The 19308-nt window shown below is 44.6% G+C and carries 19 protein-coding genes; 11 read left to right on the plus strand and 8 right to left on the minus strand.

Features of this window, described 5'->3' with window-relative positions; translation table 11 throughout:
- Window positions 1-5: 5 nt before the first annotated feature.
- The gene (locus NL645_RS03685) at window positions 6-461 is read left to right on the plus strand and encodes a hypothetical protein (RefSeq protein WP_253651220.1); all 456 of its coding nucleotides are present in this window, start codon (window positions 6-8) and stop codon (window positions 459-461) included.
- A 144-nt stretch (window positions 462-605) separates the two neighbouring features.
- On the opposite strand, the gene NL645_RS03690 is transcribed toward NL645_RS03685, so the two are convergent.
- The 3 genes from NL645_RS03690 to NL645_RS03700 all read right to left on the minus strand — a co-directional run bounded on the left by NL645_RS03690 (window position 606) and on the right by NL645_RS03700 (window position 3505).
- Window positions 606-1535 carry an SRPBCC family protein gene (locus NL645_RS03690; protein ID WP_176319552.1) on the minus strand — a complete coding sequence of 310 codons (930 nt, stop codon included), beginning with the start codon at window positions 1533-1535 and terminating at the stop codon, window positions 606-608.
- A gap of 88 nt (window positions 1536-1623) precedes the next feature.
- Window positions 1624-2865, minus strand: a complete 1242-nt coding sequence (locus NL645_RS03695; protein WP_114322964.1) for a HAMP domain-containing sensor histidine kinase — start codon at window positions 2863-2865, stop codon at window positions 1624-1626.
- Window positions 2837-3505: a response regulator transcription factor gene (locus tag NL645_RS03700; RefSeq protein ID WP_005395631.1), complete on the minus strand. Its 669-nt coding sequence runs from the start codon at window positions 3503-3505 to the stop codon at window positions 2837-2839. Before NL645_RS03700 ends, NL645_RS03695 begins: the two co-directional genes overlap by 29 nt.
- Before the next feature lie 90 nt (window positions 3506-3595).
- On the opposite strand from NL645_RS03700, the gene NL645_RS03705 reads away from it, so the two are divergent.
- From NL645_RS03705 to NL645_RS03720, 4 genes are all read left to right on the plus strand, one after another.
- Window positions 3596-4795 carry a DUF5666 domain-containing protein gene (locus NL645_RS03705; RefSeq protein ID WP_253651221.1) on the plus strand — a complete coding sequence of 400 codons (1200 nt, stop codon included), beginning with the start codon at window positions 3596-3598 and terminating at the stop codon, window positions 4793-4795.
- Between the two features lie 125 nt (window positions 4796-4920).
- Window positions 4921-5220: a hypothetical protein gene (locus NL645_RS03710; protein ID WP_145472013.1), complete on the plus strand. Its 300-nt coding sequence runs from the start codon at window positions 4921-4923 to the stop codon at window positions 5218-5220.
- A gap of 470 nt (window positions 5221-5690) precedes the next feature.
- The gene (locus NL645_RS03715; RefSeq protein ID WP_253651222.1) at window positions 5691-6143 is read left to right on the plus strand and encodes a hypothetical protein; all 453 of its coding nucleotides are present in this window, start codon (window positions 5691-5693) and stop codon (window positions 6141-6143) included.
- Window positions 6144-6146: 3 nt separating this feature from the next.
- Window positions 6147-6425 carry a hypothetical protein gene (locus NL645_RS03720; RefSeq protein WP_046875328.1) on the plus strand — a complete coding sequence of 93 codons (279 nt, stop codon included), beginning with the start codon at window positions 6147-6149 and terminating at the stop codon, window positions 6423-6425.
- A gap of 488 nt (window positions 6426-6913) precedes the next feature.
- On the opposite strand, the gene NL645_RS03725 is transcribed toward NL645_RS03720, so the two are convergent.
- On the minus strand, window positions 6914-7963 hold the full coding sequence (locus NL645_RS03725; RefSeq protein ID WP_047009268.1) for a hypothetical protein: 1050 nt from the start codon (window positions 7961-7963) through the stop codon (window positions 6914-6916).
- Between the two features lie 485 nt (window positions 7964-8448).
- Here NL645_RS03725 and NL645_RS03730 point away from each other — a divergent pair, with 485 nt between their 5' ends.
- Window positions 8449-8910 carry a hypothetical protein gene (locus NL645_RS03730; protein WP_253651223.1) on the plus strand — a complete coding sequence of 154 codons (462 nt, stop codon included), beginning with the start codon at window positions 8449-8451 and terminating at the stop codon, window positions 8908-8910.
- 93 nt (window positions 8911-9003) lie between these two features.
- Window positions 9004-9477, plus strand: coding sequence for a copper chaperone PCu(A)C (locus NL645_RS03735; protein WP_046875325.1), 474 nt, complete (start codon window positions 9004-9006; stop codon window positions 9475-9477).
- Window positions 9478-9819: 342 nt separating this feature from the next.
- On the opposite strand, the gene yegD is transcribed toward NL645_RS03735, so the two are convergent.
- The 3 genes from yegD to NL645_RS03750 all read right to left on the minus strand — a co-directional run bounded on the left by yegD (window position 9820) and on the right by NL645_RS03750 (window position 12553).
- Window positions 9820-11172: a molecular chaperone gene (yegD, locus tag NL645_RS03740; RefSeq protein ID WP_253651224.1), complete on the minus strand. Its 1353-nt coding sequence runs from the start codon at window positions 11170-11172 to the stop codon at window positions 9820-9822.
- 112 nt (window positions 11173-11284) lie between these two features.
- On the minus strand, window positions 11285-11908 hold the full coding sequence (locus tag NL645_RS03745) for a hypothetical protein (protein WP_253645101.1): 624 nt from the start codon (window positions 11906-11908) through the stop codon (window positions 11285-11287).
- Between the two features lie 324 nt (window positions 11909-12232).
- Window positions 12233-12553 carry a DOPA 4,5-dioxygenase family protein gene (locus NL645_RS03750; RefSeq protein ID WP_005375836.1) on the minus strand — a complete coding sequence of 107 codons (321 nt, stop codon included), beginning with the start codon at window positions 12551-12553 and terminating at the stop codon, window positions 12233-12235.
- Between the two features lie 657 nt (window positions 12554-13210).
- On the opposite strand from NL645_RS03750, the gene pdhA reads away from it, so the two are divergent.
- From pdhA to NL645_RS03765, 3 genes are read left to right on the plus strand one after another with little or no spacing between them, the layout of a single operon-like run.
- Window positions 13211-14305 carry a pyruvate dehydrogenase (acetyl-transferring) E1 component subunit alpha gene (gene pdhA, locus NL645_RS03755; protein ID WP_012842500.1) on the plus strand — a complete coding sequence of 365 codons (1095 nt, stop codon included), beginning with the start codon at window positions 13211-13213 and terminating at the stop codon, window positions 14303-14305.
- A complete protein-coding gene (locus tag NL645_RS03760; protein WP_005395620.1) occupies window positions 14298-15281 on the plus strand; it encodes an alpha-ketoacid dehydrogenase subunit beta in 984 nt (327 codons plus the stop codon). Before pdhA ends, NL645_RS03760 begins: the two co-directional genes overlap by 8 nt.
- Window positions 15278-16426 carry a dihydrolipoamide acetyltransferase family protein gene (locus tag NL645_RS03765; protein ID WP_047009272.1) on the plus strand — a complete coding sequence of 383 codons (1149 nt, stop codon included), beginning with the start codon at window positions 15278-15280 and terminating at the stop codon, window positions 16424-16426. Before NL645_RS03760 ends, NL645_RS03765 begins: the two co-directional genes overlap by 4 nt.
- Before the next feature lie 66 nt (window positions 16427-16492).
- Here the strand turns inward: NL645_RS03765 and NL645_RS03770 are convergent, their stop codons facing one another.
- On the minus strand, window positions 16493-17458 hold the full coding sequence (locus NL645_RS03770; protein ID WP_182033540.1) for an electron transfer flavoprotein subunit alpha/FixB family protein: 966 nt from the start codon (window positions 17456-17458) through the stop codon (window positions 16493-16495).
- Between the two features lie 138 nt (window positions 17459-17596).
- Here NL645_RS03770 and NL645_RS03775 point away from each other — a divergent pair, with 138 nt between their 5' ends.
- Entirely contained in the window at window positions 17597-19258 is a 1662-nt protein-coding gene (locus NL645_RS03775) for an electron transfer flavoprotein-ubiquinone oxidoreductase (RefSeq protein ID WP_253651225.1), read from the plus strand.
- The last annotated feature ends 50 nt before the right edge of the window (window positions 19259-19308 follow it).

Below are 19308 nucleotides of genomic sequence, written 5' to 3' on the forward strand. Positions count from 1 at the left end.
ATTACATGAAATACATATCATTTTCTATGCTGGCTCTTTCTATGATGACGGCTAGCGCATACGCTGAGCAACAACTCTCTCAACAACCCGCACCTGAACTGTTCGTGCCTTCAGAAGTGGTTGAGATTAATGGCCAAGATTATCGCAAGGTGCAAACGGGTACAGCTAGGAGCCTATCCGAAGAAGTAAAGCTTCAAGCCGGTGATGAAGTGTTTAAGAATGCATTTAGCAATGTATCCAAGGCCACTGGACTGGTTTACATCACGGTAAACAACCCTAACGAAGCGAAAGCGGTCGCCAAAGAGCTAAAGCTGGAAGTTGTCTTCGCAGAGGGAGAATCTGCGGTGTTAAAAGCATCTCAAGATCAAGATCTACTGAGCATTAGCGACTATCTAAACGCAGACAGCCGGGTAAAAGCGTCTAAAATTGAACTAAACAGCGGTAAGTACCGTGCACAATAATTCTCTAGCAAGAGAAGTTGACTGATAAAACCATGCCTCGGCAATTGCTGAGGCATTTTTATAGGTGGGTATAGAAACCCTCTTTTTTTGTAGATTACTACGGAACTAGCATGATATTTAGGGGAGCGTGTCCGGCAATGCCTGTCATTTCTTAAATAAAATAACTTCGGTTCTTAGTTTATCCTGCGTGGTTTCTTGCGGGTTATCTAAGTAGCGCTCAATCCCTAATGGACTGGTTTTGGCTTTCATACCACTCTGGCGAACCAAGTTCATCGCTAAAGCCCACGCATTTCCCAAAAACTGATATTCTCCACGGTGCTCGACGACAAATGTTTCACTCTCAGGTATGGTACCAGTAACCGCCCCCTCTGGCGCAGTTACCGCGTTATCAAGTGGCAAGCAAGTGATAAACTCAAACGTGCCTGTCTGCATATCCATCGACTGGTAATAACAAAATAACTCGCCGTTCACAGATAAGCCCTTGTCATCAACTATCTGCTTTAACTTGTGAACTTGTTCTTCTATTACCGGACCTAATTCTGGAATGCTGGCCTCGCCTTTTATTCCGATGTAATGAACCTGAGGCAGGGTTCGATTACCAATTTCAACCAAGTCTGAGAGCACTTGTCCGGTTTCAAGTTTGCTTTTGAGCATGCGTAGCCCACGTTGATAATCCATCTCTATCATCGACTTAAACATACTTTTCAAAAAGAACAGATACCAAGGAACACGTGATTGCATTTGCCATTCGACTAAACAACCATCTTGTGACGGCGTCACTATTAAAGTCACCTTTCCGTGACTCTTGATTGGGCGAAAGAAATGAAGCTCCATATCTAACCGATGTTCTTGAGTGCTTTCCAATACAATGGCACCAGTCCCAATACGCTGACCATTCCATTGGTAACCGGCTCCAACGTGACCTTGATTATCGCTGAATGTCAGCTCGCAGCTCGGTTCAAGAATGATCCAAGGTGACCAATCAGGCCAGTTATTAAAATCCTTGAGATAGCCAATAATCTCGCTTTGATTCTTATTAATTTCAATACTTCTGCTGACCTGATAAGAAAGCATAACGGTTCCTCAAATTTCCGCGTCACTAACTTCAGTCTAATTCAAATTCCAGTTTTTTCTTGTTTGACTGTGGGTTAGACGCACAAAGCTAGGAACAGAATTCCACTTTCGCACTAAATCGAACACCATCATCGTCCAGTATTAACGCCCATCCCATCCGTTCACATATGCGTTGTACGATAACAAGCCCACAACCGTAGCCGGCGTTGTACGTCTCGTTACCATCGTGACGATTCAGGATCTTGAGAGCATGACCTTTCAACTCAATTTCAATATCCCCTACACTATAGCTAAAGGCGTTTTTAATCAGATTGTTGATAACAATGGTCACAAAACTCTCTGGAGCCGTCACTACACCACTATGTTGTTCGTGCAAAGCGTAATTCGAATCTTGCTTGGCAAATAAAGGGGCCAGCTCTTCCAACTGTTTTTGTAGACAAGTGAGAAGCTGATGCTCTCCGTAATGCTGAGGCTCTATTTTCTCTTTACCGAGCAAGAGAAACGCTTCTGTCAGTACGCGCATGTCTTCACAAGCTGACTGCATTCTCGCGATGGCTTTTTGCGCGACTCGAGGTTGTTCTGGAATACGCGTTAGAATGTCTGTTGAGCCTTTGATCACCATGATTGGCGTTCTCAACTCATGCGATGCAAAACGACTAAATTCTTGTTCTCGTTTGAAATAGCCCGCGATATCGTTTTTATTATCCAGCAAAGTTTGCTCTATCTGGCGTGTCTCGCTGAACTTTGTTTCAACTTGGAAAGCGGGTTGATCCGGTGACATTTGGCTGATTTTGTCTTCTATTTGCGCTAGTGGTCGAGACAATATTCGCACCATATAAATGCCATACCCGACCATAACAAATGAAAATAAGCCACCGAGCAGTAGCGTAAACTGATGCAGCGAACTTTCGTATTCGTCGAGGTAATCATCGGAGTCATCTTGAAACACAATGTACATAAGCCCCTTCCCTGAGGGGTGTTTCAATACGACAAAGTGTTTGTCTTCTTCACCAAGCAGATATTCGTAAAAACCGGGCGAAGTAAAAGAGAGCAACCAATCCGGTGTCGGTGCTTCACTCCAATATGAGTTGAACTCCAATACGTTTGGCAATGGCGCATCCCAGCCCTGTTTCTCGAAATTCTCACTATAAAGTGCAGCTTCAGTATCAAGCCAGTGATGTAAACTCAGCACTTCAAGTTTGTTTTCTGCCACATAAATCAGCGACCAAAAAAGAGTAAACATCACAAGCGTCATCACCCCAAAACCCCAACGGATCTTGCGATAAATACTTGGATATTCGTTATGCTTTAAGTCGGTAACCTTGTCCATGAATAGTCTCTAATCGTGATTCTTCAAAACCTTTGTCTAACGCGGTTCTTAAACCATAAATATGGCTACGAAGTGCATCACTTCCGGGTGGTTCGTCTCCCCACACACTATCGATCACTTCTGTGCGCGAAACCGATGCTGGAGCACGTTGGAGAAGTAACTTTAAAATCTTGGTTTGAATTCGGCTCAGCTTAATTTCTTTGTCTTTTCTCGTCACTTTGCCTGTGCGCGCATCTAAACAAATGTCCGCAAACTTGAGCGTGCCAATATCTTGCCTTGGACCGCGATTAGCCAAAGCATGAACACGCAAACTAAGCTCTTCCATCGCAAATGGCTTCATTAAATAGTCATCGCCTCCCGCTTTAAATGCCGCGATTTTGTCATCTAACGTATCTTTTGCGGTTAGGAAGAGGATTGGCGTTCCACAGAGCTGATCTTGTCGAAGTTTCTGTACCGTACTAATGCCATCGAGCTTAGGCATCATGATATCCATGATGATTACATCGTAATGATTATCCTCGATTAGCTTCAGTGCGGCCTCACCATGATACGCACAATCGATAATCATGCCTTCAAGCTCAAGATAGTCCGCAATCGTCTCCGAGACATTGTGGTTGTCATCTACAATTAAAATTTTCATAAAAATCACATTTCTTCACGATCTCTTCACGATATGCCCAATAAGATACAGGCAATTTCCTAAACTAGCTCGTAAATTGAGGTTAATACAATGAAAAAACTCGCTCTTATTTCTGTAGTAGGTTTGGCATTGTCTGGTTGTGGTGGTTCAGGTGGTGGCAGCAATAGCGATAGCACACCAACTCAACCAGTAGTGAAACCAAGTGTAGCGATTGGCTCTGTTGAAGCGGTCAACGCTGAAGAAAACACGTTAACCGTCAATGGATATACATACCATGTGTCTGGGGTGGTTTATAGCGATACATCAATGCAATTGGCCGATGTAGAACCCAAAATGATGGTTCAAGTAGGAACAGATGTTCGTAAAGCGTCTGACGATGGCTTCTTAGTAACACTTGAGCCAACCATTACCGGACGTGTTACAGCAATTGATTATGTGAAGAAAGCATTTACGGTAAACGGCGTAGATCTGCAGTTTGACGGTTTAAGTGATGATATAGAGATCAACGACTGGGTGATGGTGTCATCCTTGCCGACTGCTGATGCGGGTTATCGAGTGTTGTCTGTGGTCGAAATCGACGTAGATAACGATTACCCAACTCTTGAAAGCTACTACGAACTGGAAGGTCGCATTACTAGTATCGATGAAAATGCTGGCACGTTTAAGCTTGGTACAAATATAACCGTATCTTACGACAACATTAGCCAACTTAGCATCGGCCAATGGGTGGAAGTAGAAGGTGAAATGCAAAACGGCGTCTTCATGGCAAATGAGGTAGAAGTTGAAGGCTACGACGTCATAAGCAATGACAGCGATGTGGAAGGCATCGTGACTTGGGTTGCAAATGATTACAGTGAGTTTTCATTAAACTACCGAGGTGCATTCTTCATCGATAACGCAACACGATTTGAAGATGGCAGCAAAGCGAACCTAAAACAAGGTCAAGAAGTGGAAGTAACGTCTGTCATGAAAAATGGCAAACGCATCGCTACCGTTATTGAGTTTGAGCAACCAGACTTTGACGATAACAACCAATGGCACGGTAAAGAATTTGAATGTGAAGGATACGTATCAAACTACGATGCTGAAGCAAGAACATTTAACATCGAGCGTTGCGAAAACGACGCAGATCAATTGCTAAACAACACTACCGTTGTGATTGATGTACAAACACGCTTCCAAGGCATCGAAGAACTTAACCTAAATGGTGCTCGTGTCGAAGTCGATGGTGTAATCATCAACGACCAAAATATTGCCCGTGAAGTGGAGTTGGACGTTTACGACAACTGATACCTTCTACGCTAAAGAAAAAGTGTCACTTCGGTGGCACTTTTTTGTTTTCACCTTACTATGCCTCCCTAGACTCAAACTAGCAAATTTCCGCGTAACTCTTTTCTCCAAATTACACTTTACCTATGTTCCACAATATTGGTGACTACTATGAAAAACGTTATCTCACTCTGCTTATCTTACTTTTAGCTTCATCCACCAGCTTAGCTAACGTGACTCCCCCTGACTGCGATGCAGAAAAAACAACCAAAACCGTTGCGAAAAAAACCGTGGTTGGTATTGGCAGTTGTTGTACACCTAAAGAAACATTGAAAGATACCGCGATTGATCCAAGAAAAGACAAACTGCCAGATGAAAGGGTGGCGGGCAAAGCTGTTGATACAACGACACAAGAAAAAAGAGAGGAAAACGGTGAAAAGACGTGACAAAAAAGCTCAATAAAAATTAACGTCTACACCATAGAGTTTGAGCGTAGAAAGCATGTTGCCGAAATAAACTGATTACTTACCTGTTGTTTGATGCCCAAGTTCAACCTTGTTTTCTCATATTCCAATACAGGACTTTGACCTCGTACTATTTTTACTACACAAGTCAATTAATTAGTAATAGTTTCTCTTAACTATGAGACTTTGAGCCTAATGAAAAGTGCCACAACTTGCATACAAATCACTTGTCTATATTGTACACATACAATATATGAAAAAAGGAGGTCTAACGATGGTTAGAGGTTATAGTGAGCAGACGCTAAAAACCGAACCTGTAGTTCAGTTGGCGATACTGACAGGCTTAGATGCAGATTTGAGTTTTATCAGAAACAACAGAGAAAAGGTTTTGCCTGTAATAACAGGTGTCATTTTGTATCGACAGCTCAATCGACTCGACCAAAGAAAAGTCCTTGAACAAGCACAGTTTAGGGAATCCGAAATTTTTCGGTAAGGTTCAAATGCTGATAGCGCAAAGTATTGCTAAGCCCATGTGGAACCCTTGGAGTCTATCAGATGGTGAGTTGCGCCAGTATTTCGATACTCATCAGGCAGTCGCAGACTTCCTTTCTACATGGTTTATCACCATCGATATTAAACTTGAGGTCGGCTTTGCAGCAGCTGTTATATACGGGCTATCAAAAGGTCAAGGGGCTGCATTGATTAAAGAAATGGCTTCTGTGCACATCGCTGAAGAGACTTTCAAGAAACTCAGCCTCTCATCAACTGCGCAACGAGCTGGCGCGAGAGCATTTTTTGTAGCGGTTATTCTCGCGAGTGTACTCAAAGGCTTTAACGAGGCTGATGCGCTAGCTGCAAAGCAAGAGTTATTACGACGTAACATGCTTAGAATAGAGGATTTGTAAGCTATGTTTTGGATACTGGGTCTTTTTATCTCGTTGTTTATCATGTACTCGGATTATGCGCATTATTTCTATACCAAGCGGCACGGAAAGAAATCTAAGGTTTCTCGCTTATTAAGCTTGCTGATCACGGTAACGCTTCCTATGATTGCTACTACCGAGATTTTGAACGATCTTGGGGCAGGGAAAGTCACCTACCAAGTGTGTGTAATTTTCGTTTCGGCTTTAGTTGGTCTTCTGGTCTGTTTGTCGGAACAGTATCGTTTTAAGGCAGAAAGAGATTAGTCGTATCATGTTGTGTAGCTATCAACAAAGGCACCAAATTAGCGCCTCTTTCATTCTTGGTGTATTAATAACCGATTCGGGCGGGTAAGTTTGGAGCAAATGTTTCCTCACGTGTATCCTCGATCACGCGACCGCTATTATGACTTCCTGAATGAAGCAAAATGTATCTTTCGGCTAATTTTTAACTCGCTGACTTAGAACCTTTAATCACCTGAATACGCATAGTTCATGCCCACCATTGAGCCGTCTGAACTATTCGCTGTACCATGATAGAAAATAGTTTCTGTATTGAAACATATATCCCTTGCGCGTGAATATTTAGCTGACTCGGACATATCAAATCTAGCCTCAACTGATATCCAAGTGAACTTTCAATTTGCAAGACCAGTTGTTCATAATTTATTTAAAAGTTAAAAACTAGTTAATGGCGAGCTAATACAAAAAAGAGCGCCGATTGACGCTCTTTCCGATCTCTAATTGATAACCAATTATGCGGCCTCTGTCTGACCTATCCAATGATAATGGTGGTTGGCTTTTTTACCCACTAAACCGAGCTCTGCCAATTCCTCAAACACCTTGTCTACCTCTTCCGCAGATAGCCTAAATTGTTTTGCAACGGCTTTTTTAGTGCACGTAATTTGATGCGTTTTAAGTGCATCGCTCACTTGCTCTAACAAAGTTTTCGGTTCTTTTGGCTCTTCAGGCTCCGGCGTTACTGGTATTTCTTGCTCTTCCTCCTCTTTGATATGAGGAAGATACCCCGCTGGCTCTGGATCGATATCGCGAACCGTTTTCAGTATCATGCCCTCATTTCGGCGATAGAAATGTCTGAACCGTTGCTCTTCACCAATCAGGCCGACAAAAAATGCAGCAAAGAAATCCAACAGAATCGAAAGAAATACAACCAAGCCAAGCTGAGCTTGCTGAGAGGTGGTACCAAATGCGTTGGCCAGGCTATCAATCAAACCAATAACTGAGCCTTGCGTGACCGGTGGCAAACTATCACGTTCCATAGCCAAGCGTTGCTGCTCTTCGCGTAAGGTTTTGTTTTGCTCCTGAATGCGAGTTACACCAGTCGCGATACGCTCCATCTCGATGTATTTCTGCGCTGCCATATTGTTGAGCTCAATCTGTTTATCGATTGCCGCAATCTGGCGATTAAACGCTTCCACTTTCGCCTGCTCTACCGAAATATGGCTTTGTGCGCTGTTTGTTGCACTGTTAATGCCACCAATACTACCGCCAATGGAGATCGCAGCTAAGACTAAATAAAACACGAGAGCGGTTGCCGCCCCTGTATAGTTGCGATGGGCTCGGCGCTCACCGTATTCATACCAAGCGTAGAACTTACCCGCTTCAAAAATAATCGCTAAACCACCAAATAAGGTTTGCATCATCGGGTTTTCGTCGATCGACAAAAACAGCAATAGAGAAAAAATAGTCGATGCTAAAATCGCAGCACCAGTGAATGCGTATACACTCACCATGGCAAATCGACCTTTAGGGTATCGATATCCAATCTGTTGTTCGTATTTCATTTGAGAAATTTCTTAAGATTAATCGCCCCTCCGACTAAGTAGGACGGACGTTCTGGCATGTACAAAGGAGCGCAGAATACCGTATCCTTTATTAAATTACTGTCATAATTCCGTTAATGGAAAACAAGTGAAGATTCGGTGTGCACTTTGAATCGATATCAGCCAAATCTAGCACGTAAGAACACCACCACGACACCCACTAACCGAAGCTTCAGTGACATATAAGAGAGATTTATTCAATATCTTCAAAAGCGACTAGGCAAGACAGACAAGCTGAATTGGAGGTTATGAATTCCAGCCTAATCAAGACATGCCATCTGCCGTAACACGTTGCTTTAAATCGTAAAGAGCCAAGCTATTAAAGCGTTAAAAATAGGCAATAAAACAAATAATGCACACTTGCATCACCTTTTAGTAAACTGATAATTACATTGTTTGGTTAATTTGTTAGTATCCCGCGCCGAAGAAGATAAGCACTCAATTGTATGGAAAACACTCTAATACAGCATAAACACCATCGCTTGCACGCTATTGCGGTTATTATCGCGGTGTTGTTTCAGTTGTATTTAGCGTCCACAGCGACTCTTAACCCAACACAAGTTCACAGCACAACCTGGCTTAACAAAGTTCAAAGTGAAAAGGTCTTACTGTGTACCGCAGATGGTTTCAAATGGGTGGATATCAATACGCTGATTGAAGCTAACGCTCAACCTTCTTCTACGCTCATTCAAGATCTTAATTTACATGAAGGCTTTCAGTTTGAGTGTCCGCTTCTTCAAGCGGTTCAATTCTTTCTTTTGGTTGCGATTGGGCTATACCTGACTACCATCCATTGGCTGCGCCGAGTCAAGAAAGCTCTGACGCCTTACCGATTTTCAAAATGCGATAGGCTCGTTTACAAACACATCGCGCCTAAGCACTCTCCGCCGAGTGTTTTTCCTGCCTAATAGGCATCTAATCATTGACAACTTTATTCAAAAATAACGATGACTCTGTTTGTTGTCCATTCAGAGAAGCTATTCATTCAAAAGGAAAAACACATGCTTAAATCATTGAAAACCGCCGCTATCGCGCTTATTGCTGTCATCGCTAGCCCACTGAGTTTAGCGCACGATTATGAAGCAGGAAAAATTCATATCGACCATCCATGGAGCCGCGAAGCGCCACCAAACGCACCTGTTATCGGTGGTTTTTTTCAATTAACCAACCACGGTGACAGTGAAGATGCATTGATCGCAGCAGAAAGCCCAATCGCAGGACATGTCGAAATTCACACGCATAAGAAAGAAGATGGTGTGATGAAAATGATTAAGATTGACGAAGTGCGCGTTCCAGCCAATGACTCAGTGTTGTTTAAGCCAGGCAGCTTCCATTTAATGATTTTCAATCCAACACAAGCGCTCAAAGAAGGTGACCGCTTCCCTATGACGTTAACATTCAAAAACGCGGGTAAAGTGGAAGTAGAAATGGCGGTTGAAAAACAAGGTCACATGGAAAAACACATGCACCATTAATGACGTAAACAAAAATGCCCGCTGATTTAGCGGGCATTTTTATTTCAGCTTAGTAAAAATCATTATTCCGATAGATCATAACCCGATTCTTCAGAATAATGGCAGCTAGTAGCGCTTAGCGAGACGAAGTCATATACATAACAGCATGCTCGGACAATAGATTCTGAATCACGCTCGTCCCTCATTGTTCAGAATGATATTGAAAGATTTAAGAACCCTAACAAGGTTCCCTACTCGCATGAAACTCAATCTCTCAGCGAAGTCTTCCAACCATTATTTGATAAGCCTAAGCGAAGTCATAAATTTGGTAACAATGCGCCCATAGCGCAATTAGTTTTCTTTCTACTTGAAACAGACCTCAGCCCAACGAGCTAGGCCAGCAGTTACCGAGCCAAAATAATTTCCACTGACAACCGGAATATTTGGCAGTACGGTTTGCACCGCATCGCGCAAAATTGGCGAGCGTGCCGAACCACCAGTCATAAAGATAGCATCGGGTTTCACCCCAGCTTGCTCTACCGCTTCTGTCACCAACGCAGTCATTTTATTCTTCGGCGACTGAATCGCTTCGATCATTTCGTCTCGTTGCACATCGACTTCAATCAGTTCTGACAGTAAGTTGATGCCAGTTCGGTAAGATGCTTGCTCTGAAAGCGCCACTTTCGCTTCTTCGGCACGGCGAACAATGTTGTAGCCTAAAGACTCATGATACACCTCTAGCAAACGAGCAAGCTTTTCTGGCTCTTGAGCCTGCTTTTGAAGCAACTTCAACGCGGATAGATTCTCTCGAGAATAGAAATCACTCTGCGCTTCTACATTGTTGATTGCTATCGGGTTCCAGAATTGGGTGGTCGGCATCACAATACCTGACTCCATTTTGCTTTCCATGCCAAACGGGAACATGAGCTGCTTAAATGCTAACGCGATATCAAGATCATTCCCGCCGACGCGCTGGCCACTATGAGCCAACAAGCTTGCGGCCCTATCCGCTTTGCCACGCCAAGACGGCCCCATTTGAATCAACGAGCAGTCCGTTGTACCACCGCCAATATCGACCACTAGAATGGTTTTGTCTTCACTGAGTGTCGCTTCATACTCTAGGCCCGCCGCGACAGGCTCAAACTGAAACTCCACATTTTGGAAGCCCGCACGTTTCGCTGCCCGCAACAAAATGCGTTCAGCCTGAATGTTAGCCGTTTCACCGCCACGCCCATGGAAGTTAATTGGCCGGCCGATAACAGCATCGGTAGTACTTTGCTGCGCATCGTTTTCGGCTTGCGACTTAATATTGTCCATCATCGCGCAGACAAGATCTTCAAAGAAAGCCAATTGCACGTCACGCAAGCCAGAAGCGCCAAGAAAAGACTTCGGCGACTTTACGTAATAGATATCACGAGGATCTTCCAAATAGAGATTAAGCGCCGCCTGACCAAATGCAATGTCGTCAGATTCGAGATCAATACTTTCTTCTCGGTTTAAATTGATTGCCCGGCGTAAAACCTGCTCACCAACTTGATCTAATGGTTTAATATCTCGATGGCGAAATAAGTGCTCGGATACCGATTCACGAGTCGGTGCAGCAAGGGTGGAAGGAATAAATGGACTGCTCCCTTCTAGGTTAAGCATTACTGGCTCACCCGATTCCATTTTTGCCACTGAACAGTTTGCAGTGCCATAGTCAAAGCCGATAAACATAGTTCCTCCCACTAATAAGGGCCTGTAGACCGTTAAAAAGCCGGCAATGCTAACTTAATGGCATAGGAATTACTATCCTAAAATCGTGTGTAATTTAACGTGGCAAGTCTATCTAACGTTTATTGCTCTCTTTTTTCATAGATGGCAAAACAACCGCAACCAATAACGCTAATAATAAGAATACAGGAGTAAGCGTTAACCCGTGCCAGATCGAATAACCGTCATGGAACAACCAGAAAATACCAACAGTCAAGAGATACGCAAAGTAACTGCAAAACACTAAGCTAATCGCAACAAAGCGCGTTCGATTGATAATAAGAATCCGCACTAGATACTGACTGAGAATACCAGAACAGTGCATGGCAAGCTGCCAATTGATGATAAAGAAAGCAAGCGCAATAAACCCTGCAACCACTAGTGAATCGTGAGTATTTAAAATAAAGTAGCTACCAAATCGGCTTATGATGATCGGGTAATCCCCTTCATATACTGTTGACCAAGATATCGCATTTGCTGCTGCAATATAATTCGCAAAATAAGCGATGGCGTAAAAAGTCGTTTGAGAACTGAACGGCTGAAATACATCCGTACAATATCCTCGCCATTCTTCTTTGTTGGCTGTAGGTCCAACCCAGTTACGTTTTTGATGAGCGACGCGCTCGGCGAATGCAGGTCCGTTGCGAAACAACAACCAAAATATATACAGTGAAAGTATGACCAAGAGTATCGAAAACATACCCTTCCCCCTCAGAAATTATCGGCTCCACTGCCAATGGCGTTGGGGTCGTAAACTGCACTTCCCTGCTATACCTATTTCATTTATCTGAACTTATTATTTTATTGCTGCCAAAACTTATTTAACGACATGCTAAACAGAAACATGGTCTCACTGATGCTTAAGCTCAAAAACCTACTTGTAGGTTTAGCACACAAAAACAGGGCCTGCAGAATGGAGAAAAGGAAATCGCGACTTATTAACGAACATGAAAACGCTAACTTGCTACGGTGACCGCGATGAGGGGAGAAGCATTCAAAGCGGTCATACATGCGGGAAGAACAGCTATTTCTCTAGCTTCTCTTCAAATACACCAATCTCTCTACCCAGCCAAATCGCGCGTTCCGTATGATCGAGCAACTCTTCTTCACTCACAGGATGGATAAGCACAGAAAAATCACCTCGAATCGTATCGAGCCAAGCTAAAAACTCTTCACTCAATGACTCTAGGTGAATTTCAAACATCGGCATTTTATGTGGGCCAACCAATCTTCCAACCAAAGGAAACACACGCAGCACATCTTGACGCTCTTGACGGATGATCTCGTTCAAGGCTTGCGCTTTATCTTGTTCTCTTAAAGGAAAATAAACATGAGCGTGATACATAATTTCTCCATAATCACTTCGACTTGAGCACCATCTACTGTTGATAAGCTCAAGGACCGCCGAGGGTATACATTTGTAATGCCGTCACCCTACCCTGATTCCACTCTGTTGGGAAGAAGTTATGTATTCTCATAAGGCCGGAGTTTCGGGCACAACAAAAAATCTCAATACAACACATAACAACTACTTGAGTTCATTCATTAATAATGACTCACTTTGTCAAATTTTACAGCCAAATTTTGTTGCAAATATGTTTCATTCAATAGCAATTAAATTCGAGTTTAAAAATGCCAACAATTAAAAATTAGCATATTACTCTACAAAATCAGGGTGTAAGCAAAACTTTACTACTGATCAAAAGTCAAAATGAAGCACAATTTAACAATTTGTTTACACTTATTGTATCTGGCTATACCACGATTTAGTTAGAGGGTTAGATGCAGAAAAAATGTTTCTCTGTGTCTTGCGATGAAATAGCCGCAGCGGTGTTATCGGAAAATAGTTTAAAGGACGTACAGATGCCTACAGCTATAGAAAACACAAGCAACCTTAGGTATGGCCTTTGCGCTGATATCAGAGTTTGAGTACCCATACAAACTCTGGTTTGATATGAACAGCTGCAGTCCAAAAGACACGCAGCGTCAAAAGGAGCTTGAGATGAACGTTCAGGCATTACCCATGCATCGGTTTATCGACCATCATGGGGACCTAGTCGGCCAACTACCCAACTGGGCTGACACTGAAACTTTGGTCGGGTTTTACCGAGATATGGTATTAACTCGCACTTACGACAACAAAGCCGTTGCATTGCAACGCACCGGCAAGTTAGGGACCTACCCTTCGCACCTAGGTGCTGAAGCCATCGGCATTGCGGTCGGCAGAGCGCTGAAAGCCGATGATGTATTTGTCCCTTATTATCGCGATATGCCTGCAATGTGGTGTCGTGGTATTGGCATGGAGAAGAATCTTCAATACTGGGGCGGTGATGAGCGCGGTAGTGATTTTGCTCCAGAGGGCAGCCCAATTCCTAGCCGAGATCTTCCATTCTGTGTCCCCATTGCGACGCAATGTACGCACGCTGTCGGGGTGGCTTCCGCATTGAAAATTCAAGGTAACCATGAAGCTGCGCTAGTCATGTGTGGCGATGGCGGTACATCCAAAGGGGATTTTCTAGAGTCAATAAACTGTGCGGGTGCTTGGAATATTCCACTTGTTTTCGTTGTGAATAACAACCAGTGGGCAATTTCAGTGCCGCGTAGCCTTCAATGTGCTGCTGATTTCTTATCAGAAAAAGCGCAAGGCGCTGGCATCCCGGGCATTACGGTAGATGGTAACGATGTCGTCGCCGTTTATGATGCAACTAAGACCGCACTTGAGAGGGCGAGAAAAGGGAAAGGCGCAACACTCATCGAAGCGGTCAGTTACCGATTAAGTGACCACACTACTGCCGATGATGCGACTCGTTATCGTAAAGAGGACGATGTTCAAACCGCATGGCAATACGAACCTATTGCACGTCTTAAAACGTATCTCCTTAATCAAGGAGCTTGGAGCGATGAACAAGAGCAACAATGGCTAGAATACTGCAAGGAACAGGTGGAACTGGCAGTTGAGCGCTACCTCAGCTTACCGTCACAAGCACCAGAAACTGGGTTCGATTATTTGTATGAATCGCTTCCCCAAGAGCTTCACGCACAAAGAGATGAGCTCATCAACAAAGCAATGCGAATGCAGGGAGGCAAACATGGCTGAACTAACGTTAGTTGAAGCAGTAAACCTCGCTCTGCACCACGAAATGCAACAAGACCAAAATGTTGTCGTGTTAGGTGAGGACGTAGGTGATAATGGTGGCGTATTCCGTGCCACCGTAGGGCTCAAACAAGAGTTTGGTCTCAAACGAGTGATCGATACGCCCCTCGCTGAAGCGTTAATCGGCGGTGTTGCGGTCGGTATGGCAACGCAAGGATTACGACCTGTCGCCGAATTTCAATTTCAAGGTTTTGTTTTTCCGGCAATGGAGCACTTAATGTGCCACGCGGCACGCATGCGTAACCGAACTCGCGGTCGCCTCACTTGCCCCGCAGTTTTTCGTGCGCCATTTGGTGGCGGTATTCACGCTCCAGAGCACCACTCAGAAAGTGTAGAGGCGCTATTTGCGCACACTGCTGGCTTTAAAGTAGTGATTCCTTCTTCACCTCAACGCGCATACGGCCTGCTTCTCGCCGCGATTCGAAGTAATGATCCTGTCATGTTCTTCGAACCGAAACGCATTTATCGAACCGTAAAATCTGAAGTCGTTGATAATGGCGAAGCACTTCCACTAGACACCTGCTTCACCTTACGTAAGGGGCGAGATATCACGCTTGTTACTTGGGGCGCATGCGTCGTAGAGTCACTTCAAGCCGCACAGACCTTATCTAGTCAAGGGATTGAAGTCGAGGTGATTGATTTGGCGAGCATTAAGCCAATTGATACCGCGACAATTTTCAGCTCACTAGAAAAAACCGGACGTTTACTCGTTGTTCATGAAGCGAGTAAAACTTGTGGTGTGGGCTCTGAGCTTTTAGCTCGAACAGCCGAACACGCCATGTGCTTACTAAAAGCCCCACCTAAACGAGTAACTGGAATGGACACCATTATGCCTTATTACCGTAACGAAGATTATTTCATGGTTCAGGAAGAAGACATTGTGACCGCAGCGCGCGAACTCGTGGAGGATTGGAAATGAAGACGTTTAACTTACCCGATCTCGGCGAAGGCCTCGCTGAATCAGAAATTGTAAAATGGCACGTTAATGTCGGTGACATGGTTAAGTTGGATCAAGTGATCTTAACTGTCGAGACAGCAAAAGCGACGGTCGACGTTCCCGCCCCCTACTCGGGCCGTGTAGTCAGCCGCCATGGGGAAGAAGGTGATATCGTCAATATTGGCGCATTGCTACTCGAAATTGACGAAACTGGCGCAGAGCGCGGGGCAACGGTAGAGAAAAAAGAGACCGCTGACGCCGCAACCGTTGTCGGCAATGTTTCTCATCAAGCACATCACGTTAACGTCGATGACTTCTGGATTGGAGGCAATCACAACACGACTGAGAGTAATCTAGTTACTGCTCTACCGTCGGCTCGTCTATTGGCACAAAAACTTGGGGTAGATCTTAATCTCGTGTCAGGCAGTGGTCCAAACGGTCTTATCGTTGATGCCGACATTTACGACGAAGCCGGAAAACAGCGTCCGGGCACAGAAGTATTGAAAGGTGCTCGACGCACCATGGTGTCCTCGATGACTGAGTCACACGAGCACGTTGCTGCCGTGACCATTACAGAAGAAGCGTTGCTGGAAGACTGGCTGCCGAACGAAGACATCAGTATCCGCCTGGTTCAAGCGATTGTTCATGCGTGTCAGGAAGAGCCCGCTTTAAATGCTTGGTTTGATGCAGAAACCATGACGCGTTGCGTGCACAATACAGTTAACCTTGGTATTGCTGTAGATAGCCGTCATGGCTTGTACGTACCCGTATTGCGCCACGCAGATGAATACGAGCCACAAGATGTTCGTCGTTGGCTCGATCAAACTGTTGAAGGGATCAGAGAGAGAAAAATCGGTCGAGAGCAATTACAGCACGCGACGATTACGCTTTCCAACTTCGGAGCGATTGCCGGCATTTACGCGACACCTGTCGTCACACCTCCACAAGTCGCTATTGTTGGTGCTGGTCGAATACTCGACCGAGTGGTGATAAGAAATGGTCAAGCAATTTCGGTGAAAGCAATGCCGCTATCCGTAACGTTTGATCATCGCGCTTGTACTGGTGGTGAAGCAGCAAGGTTTACTAAAGTGCTTGCAGAACACCTGCAACGCCCGAGCGAAAAGTAACTGGTAAAAACCAAATGATAAAGGCTTCCAGTTCGGAAGCCTTTTGTTTGAGGAAGCTGATTATATCTACAGCTTCTCTAGCAACTCCGGCATCACCTCAAATAAATCGCCGACCAACCCATAGTCAGCGATGTCAAAAATAGGCGCATCGGGATCGCTGTTAATTGCGACAATCACCTTTGAGTCTTTCATTCCCGCTAAATGTTGAATAGCACCAGAAATTCCGACGGCAATGTATAATTCAGGTGCAACAATTTTACCAGTTTGCCCGACTTGATGGTCATTAGACACATAACCCGCATCAACCGCCGCTCGGGACGCTCCTACCGCTCCACCTAGCTTATCAGCCAATTGTTCGACTAAAGCAAACTTCTCTTTACTCCCGAATGCACGACCACCCGATACCACCACTCTAGCCGCTGGCAATTCTGGTCGCTCACTTTCTGGCGTTTGCTGCGAAATAAACTCACTAAGTTTGTTGATAATCACCGTATCGACTTGAGTAACCTTAGGGACAACTGGCGTATCTGACAGCTCTTGGGCATCAAAAGCCGTACTTCGTATGGTCATCACTTTAAAGGGGTCGTTCGACGTGACTCTCGCCAATGCATTCCCGGCATATATTGGACGAATCACCGTATCGATAGACTCGATTGTCATCACGTCCGAAAGTTGCCCTACATCGAGTAACGCCGCCACGCGAGGCATCACATTCTTACCAAATGTACTGGCAGGAGAAAGAATGTGTGAGTAATTTTTGGCTACTTGTGAGATCAAAGGCGCAATGTTTTCCGCTAACCCATGCTCGTATTCCTTCGCGTCAACCCAGATAATTTCTGCAACGCCCTTAACACACTTCAACTCATCCAAAACCGATTGGCACTGATAACCAATAAGCAATACAGACACAGGAAGCGATTTATCACCATCCTTGATATCAAATGCCGCTTTAATTGCACACAGCGTCCCTACAGCCAACGATTGGTTGTCATGTTCCGCAATGGCAAGTGTTGCTAATGGTCGGTCATCCATGGTCATGCCTCGTATAACACGTCAGATCCATTACTTGAGCTTAGTTCACTTCACGTTAACGTCAACTGAGCTATAGTTTTCTGTATAGAAACCAAAAACCTGTCACGCAGATGACGATAATAGAAAGGAAGCATAGAGATGGAACGAGAATGCATGGAGTTTGATGTCGTGATCGTGGGAGCCGGACCTGCGGGCTTAAGTGCCGCTTGTCGCCTAGCTCAACTTAGCCAAGATAGTGAAGGTGACGCACTTTCAATTTGCGTTGTAGAAAAAGGCTCAGAAGTGGGCGCACATATTTTATCTGGCGCTGTTTTTGAAACTAATGCCTTGGATGAACTTTTCCCCGATTGGAAAGAAATGGACGCCCCGCTATCAGCCTCAGTTCAGCAAGACCATTTCCTTTATCTTACTACTGAGCAAAACCATATTCGCGTCCCTCATTTCCTTACGCCACGTCCAATGATAAATGGCGAAAATAATTATGTAATTAGCCTTGCCAACCTTTGCCGTTGGCTCGCTAACCAAGCAGAAAGCCTTGGGGTGGAAGTTTTTCCTGGCTTTGCCGCTGCAAGCATCAATTATGATCAGACTGGCGCCGTGACAGGCATTAATACGAGCGATATGGGACTAGATAAGAACGGCCAAGCCAAACCTAACTTTGAGCCAGGTATCGAGCTAAAGGCAAAATACACCCTTTTTGCTGAAGGTTGTCGCGGACATCTGGGTATAGAACTTATTCAAAGGTTCGACCTAGACGCAGGCAAGCAACCTCAGCACTACGCGCTTGGCTTAAAAGAGATATGGGAATTACCCTCTGACAGCAAGGATGTATCTGGCAGTGTTATCCACTCCGCTGGCTGGCCTTTGAGCGAGACAAATACCACTGGCGGCGGTTTTCTCTATCATATGGAAAACAACCAAATCGCGGTCGGTTTGATCGTAGATTTAAACTACAGCAACCCTTACTTAAGCCCGTTTGACGAGTTTCAACGCTTTAAGCATCATCCAGCTATCAAGCAACATCTTAAAGGTGCCCAACGTATCGCATATGGTGCAAGAGCCATTGCGAAAGGTGGGCTTTCCTCTCTGCCGAGACAACAATTCCCCGGCGGTTTATTGATTGGTTGTGATGCAGGAACTTTGAATGTCGCTAAAATTAAAGGCAGCCACACAGCCATGAAGTCCGGAATCATTGCAGCAGAAGCAGTACATACTGCCCTACAAACTGGGGCTTCTGAGCCAAACTACCAGTCATTGTTTGAATCATCATGGTTGTATGACGAGCTCGCCGAAACACGTAACTTTGGTGCGAACATCCACAAGTTTGGCAGCATACTGGGCGGTGCACTTTCGACCTTTGAGCATAACCTATGGCAACCACTGGTTAAGAAGCCGTTACCTTGGACTGTCAAGGACTATTCGTACGATCACGAACAGTTAAAACCTAAACAAGAGTGCCAACCAATTACATACCCAAAACCAGATGGTGAAATCAGTTTTGATAAGCCTTCGTCGGTATTTTTGTCGGGAACACAGCACGAAGAGAACCAACCTTGCCACCTTGTTCTGACTTATCCTCACATTCCAATTGATGTGAATTTGGGTATGTATGACGAGCCGAGCCAGCGCTATTGCCCCGCTGGGGTTTACGAAGTGGTGGAAGTTGAGAGTAAGTTGAAGTTTCAGATAAATGCCGCCAACTGCGTGCATTGCAAAACCTGTGACATCAAAGATCCTTCACAAAACATCACATGGAAAGCGCCAGAAGGTGGTGGCGGACCAAGCTATCAAAACATGTAACCAAAGAACCACTTAAAGTGCGAAGCAGTGCATTTACTACTGCTAATTTT

Origin of the sequence: Vibrio sp. Y51_MX_L26, from assembly GCF_024181935.1 — a bacterium.
Lineage (GTDB): Bacteria > Pseudomonadota > Gammaproteobacteria > Enterobacterales > Vibrionaceae > Vibrio > Vibrio diabolicus.